The following is a 4964-nucleotide window of genomic DNA, read 5'->3' as shown; positions in this document are numbered from 1 at the left end:
CTTGTCTGGCGGCGCTACCGCTATCTGGCCGACCTCAACCGCTACGCGGCTGAGGCCTACCGGGCCATCAGCGGGCAAAGGGAGGAGCTGCAGGTGCTGTACCGGCCGTCAGCCAAAGAGATCGCGGAAGACGACCAGCCAGAACAGATCAACCGCAAGCTGCTGGACCGCTTCGACCAGATTGCCGACGATGAGCTCAGACGGGCCACGACCCAGCTGGGCCCGCACCGTGACGACCTGGAATTCCAGCTCGACGGGCGGAATGCCCACTTGTTTGCCTCCCAGGGCCAGCAGCGGACCATCGCCCTCAGCCTGAAACTGGCGGAAATCCAGCTGATCAAGCAGCAGACCGGCGAGGAGCCGGTCCTGCTTTTGGACGACGTGATGAGCGAGCTGGACCAGAACCGCCAGGCCGCCCTGCTCAACTTCATTCACGGGCGGACGCAGACCTTTATTACGACAACAGATCTGGAAGGTATTTCCCAGGAAATAGTCAAACAGCCGCGAATTTTTTACATCCATTCCGGCCAAATTATAGAAAAAGAGGAAGGATTAAATGGCAGACGAAGATAACAAATTGAAGAACGCCAAGCAGTTCGAAAAAGAGGCCGACAAGTACAATGCCAGCCAGATTCAGGTGCTCGGCGGCCTGGAAGCCGTACGCAAGCGCCCGGGGATGTACATTGGGTCAACCAGCTCCCAGGGCCTGCACCACCTGGTCTGGGAAATCATCGACAACGGGATCGACGAAGCTCTGGCAGGCTTCGCGACCAAGATCGAAGTGACCGTCAACGAGGACAACAGCGTGACCGTCCAAGACGACGGGCGGGGGATCCCGGTCGACATCGAAAAGAAGACCGGCCGGCCAGCCGTGGAAACTGTTTATACGGTTCTGCACGCCGGCGGCAAGTTCGGCGGTGGCGGATACAAGGTTTCCGGCGGTCTGCACGGGGTCGGGGCATCCGTAGTCAACGCCCTGTCGACCAAGCTGAACGTTACGGTCATGCGGGACGGGAAGAAGTACAACATCGCCTTTGACCACGGCCGCGTGGTCGAGGAGCTGAAGGAAATCGGCACCGTGCCTTTGACTGAACACGGGACGATCGTGCACTTCTGGCCGGACCCGAACATCTTCACGGAAACGACGGTTTTTGACGACAAAATCTTGAAAAACCGGATCCGGGAGCTGGCCTTCCTGAACAAGGGGCTCAAGCTGACCTTCACCGACAAGCGCAAGGACACGGCTGAGACCGACGTCTACCACTTCGAGGGCGGCATCAGAGAATACGTTTCCTTCCTCAACCGGGGCCAGGAAGTGCTGTTTGACGACCCGATCTACGTGGAAGGCAAGTACGAGGGCATCGACGTTGAAGTGTCTCTGCAGTACACGACCGGCTACAAGACGACCCTGATGACTTTCGCCAACAACATCCACACCTACGAAGGCGGGATGCACGAGGCGGGCTTCAAGACGGCCCTGACCCGGGTAGTCAACGACTATGCCCACAAGGCCAAGATCCTGAAGGAATCCGACGACAACCTGTCCGGGGAAGACATCCGGGAAGGGATGACGGCCGTCATTTCCGTCAAGCACCCGAACCCGCAGTTTGAAGGGCAGACCAAGACCAAGCTGGGCAACTCCGACGCCAGAACCGCCGTTGACCGCGCCTTCTCGGAAACCTTCTCCACTTTCCTGATGGAGAACCCGCAGGTAGCCCGCAAGATCGTGGAAAAGGGGCAGCTGGCTGAAAGAGCCAGAGTTGCCGCCAAGCGCGCCCGGGAAGTGACCCGGAAGAAGTCCGGTCTGGAAATCGCCAACCTGCCAGGCAAGCTGGCCGACAACACTTCCAATGACCCGAACATCTCCGAGCTCTTCATCGTCGAAGGGGACTCCGCCGGCGGCAGCGCCAAGCAGGGGCGCAGCCGGCTGACCCAGGCCATTCTGCCGATCCGGGGGAAGATCCTGAACGTGGAAAAGGCCTCAATGGACCGGATCCTGGCCAACCAGGAAATCCGGACCCTGTTTACGGCCCTGGGGACCGGCTTTGGGGCGGACTTTGACGTTTCCAAGGCCCGCTACCACAAGCTGATCATCATGACTGACGCCGATGTCGACGGGGCCCACATCCGGACGCTGCTTTTGACGCTTTTCTACCGCTACATGCGGCCGATGATCGACAAGGGCTACGTCTACATCGCCCGTCCGCCTCTGTACCAGGTGCGCCAGGGCAAGCTGATCAAGTACCTGGATACCGATGAGGAACTCCACGACTACCTGGGTTCTTTGCAGCCGAGCCCGAAGCCGATCGTGCAGCGCTACAAGGGGCTGGGTGAAATGGACGCCGAACAATTGTGGGAAACGACCATGGACCCTGAAAACCGCCGCCTGGACCGGGTGGACCCGGAATACGCCAAGGACGCGGATGAAGTCTTCGAAATGCTGATGGGCAACGAAGTCGGCCCGCGGCGCAAGTTTATCGAAGACAATGCCCAGTATGTTGAAAACCTGGATGCTTAATGGGAGGTAGGAATGGATAACGAGAATCAAGGACAAGATCGGCGGATCAGAAATGTCGATTTGACGCAGACGATGCGGAGCTCCTTCTTGGACTACGCGATGTCCGTCATCGTGGCGCGAGCCCTGCCTGACGTGCGCGACGGCCTGAAGCCGGTTCAGCGGCGGATCCTGTACGGGATGAACGAGCTGGGCGTGACTCCGGACAAGCCTTACAAGAAGAGTGCCAGAATCGTCGGGGACGTCATGGGTAAGTACCACCCCCACGGCGACTCCTCCATCTACCTGGCCATGGCCCACATGGCCCAGGACTTTGCCTACCGCTACATGCTCGTTGACGGGCACGGCAACTTCGGTTCCGTCGACGGGGACCGGCCGGCCGCCATGCGTTACACTGAAGCGAGAATGAGCAAGATTGCCGTGGAAATGCTCCGCGACATCAACAAGAACACGGTCGACTGGCAAAGAAACTACGACGACACGGAAAACGAGCCGACGGTTCTGCCGGCCAGAATCCCGAACCTGCTGGTCAACGGTTCCAGCGGTATTGCCGTCGGGATGACGACCAACATTCCGCCGCACAACCTGTCAGAAGTCATTTCCGGGATTCACATGCTGATGAAGGACCCGGACGTGACGACCAAGGAACTGATGAAGGCCATTCCAGGGCCGGACTTCCCGACCGGCGGCATTCTGATGGGCCGCAGCGGGGTCCTGCACGCTTATGAGAGCGGCAAGGGCAACATCGTGGTCCGGGCCAAGACCGAGATCGAGACCGAAAAGAGCGGCCGCGAACGGATCATCGTCAGCGAGATTCCTTACCTGGTCAACAAGGCCGAACTGGTGCAGAAGATCGCTGAACTGGCCCGCGACAAGGTGATCGACGGCATTACCGGGGTCCGGGACGAATCCGACCAGAGCGGGATGCGGATCACCATTGACGTGCGCCGGGATGCCAGTGCCAGCGTGGTTCTAAACAACCTCTTCAAGGAAACCCAGATGCAGGCCAACTTCGCCATGAACATGGTTGCCATCGTGGACGGGGCGCCGAAGTTCCTGACCTTGAAGCAGATGCTGCAGCACTACCTGGCCCACCAGGAAGACGTCATTACCCGCCGGACCAAGTTCGACTTGGAAAAGGCCGAAGCCAGAGCCCACATTCTGGAAGGGCTGCGGGTAGCGCTGGACCATATCGACGAGATCGTCAGCCTGATCCGCAATTCTGAGTCCAGCGACATCGCCAAGGCGGGCCTGATCAGCCGCTTTGACCTTGACGACCGCCAGGCCCAGGCCATCCTGGACATGCGGCTGGTCCGCCTGACCGGTTTGGAAAGAGACAAGGTCGAAGGCGAATACCAGGAACTTTTGGTCAAGATTGCCGACTACAAGGACATTTTGGCCAAGCCGGAAAGAATCGACCAGATCATCTACGATGAGCTGCTGGACATCCAGAAGCGCTTCGGCGACAAGCGCCGCACCCAGATCACGGCCAGCGAGGTGGTCACGATCGAAGACGAGGACCTGATCGAAGAACAGGACGTCCTTTTGACTCTGACCCACCAGGGCTACGTCAAGCGGATGCTGATCGACGACTTCAAGACCCAGAACCGCGGCGGCAAGGGGATCAAGGGCATGGGCGTCCAAAAGGGCGACTTTATCGAGCACCTGCTCTACTCAAGCACCCACGACTATCTCTTCTTCTACACCAACAAGGGCAAGGTCTACATGAAGAAGGCCTACGAGATTCCGGAATACGGCAGAAGCGCCAAGGGCCTGCCGATCGTCAACCTCCTGCAGCTGGAGAAGGGCGAGCACATCCAGACCGTGGTCAGCGTGCCGCAAGGGCATGAGGAAGACTACGCCTTCTTCATCACCAAGCTGGGGACGGTCAAGCGGACCAAGATCCAGGAATTTGAAAACATCCGGACCAACGGCTTGATTGCCTTGACCTTGAAGGACGGCGACGAGCTGTCCAACGTCCTGACCACTGACGGCCAGCAGAACATCCTGATCGCTACCCACCAGGGCTACGCGGTCACCTTCAGTGAAAACGACGTCCGGGCCATGGGCAGAAGCGCGGCCGGCGTGCGGGGGATCAACCTGCGCGAAGGCGACTACGTGGTCGGCTCCGGGATCCTGAAGCCGGACGACGAAGTCCTGACCATCTCTGAGAAGGGCTACGGCAAGCGGACGGCGGCCAGCGAGTACCCGGTCAAGGGTCGGGGCGGCAAGGGCATCCAGACCGCCAAGATCGGCGAAAAGAACGGCCCGCTGGCTGGCGTGGCCGTGGTTGACGGCCAGAGCGACATCATGCTGATCACGACGGACGGGATCATGATCCGCTTCAAGACCAGCGACGTTTCCCAGACCGGTCGGTCAACCATGGGCGTCCGCCTGATCAAGGTGGCTGACGGCAGCGCCGTGGCAAGCATGGCGGTCGTGCCGGCTG

General features: G+C 59.6%; 3 protein-coding genes. All 3 read left to right on the top strand.

The annotated features are described in order from the left end of the window. Nucleotides 1-573 (top strand): DNA replication/repair protein RecF (locus lacNas_RS12935; RefSeq protein ID WP_507762794.1); only part of this gene is annotated, 573 nt, incomplete at its 5' end. After that, nucleotides 557-2518, top strand: a complete 1962-nt coding sequence (gyrB, locus tag lacNas_RS12930; RefSeq protein WP_201336265.1) for a DNA topoisomerase (ATP-hydrolyzing) subunit B — start codon at nt 557-559, stop codon at nt 2516-2518. The genes lacNas_RS12935 and gyrB, both read left to right, overlap by 17 nt. A gap of 12 nt (nt 2519-2530) precedes the next feature. Beyond that, nucleotides 2531-4964: DNA gyrase subunit A (gyrA, locus tag lacNas_RS12925; RefSeq protein ID WP_201336264.1), on the top strand; the 2434-nt coding region annotated here is incomplete at its 3' end.

The sequence above is a fragment of the Lactobacillus nasalidis genome, assembly GCF_016587775.1.
In the GTDB taxonomy this organism is placed as follows: domain Bacteria; phylum Bacillota; class Bacilli; order Lactobacillales; family Lactobacillaceae; genus Lactobacillus; species Lactobacillus nasalidis.
The sequence above is the reverse complement of the archived record's forward strand: the minus strand, read 5'-3'. Positions and strand labels throughout refer to the sequence as shown.

What these genes read in the sequence shown, in the direction of transcription:
- gyrB (WP_201336265.1), top strand. Translation starts at nt 557, where the DNA reads ATGGCAGACGAAGATAACAAATTGAAGAACGCCAAGCAGTTCGAAAAA.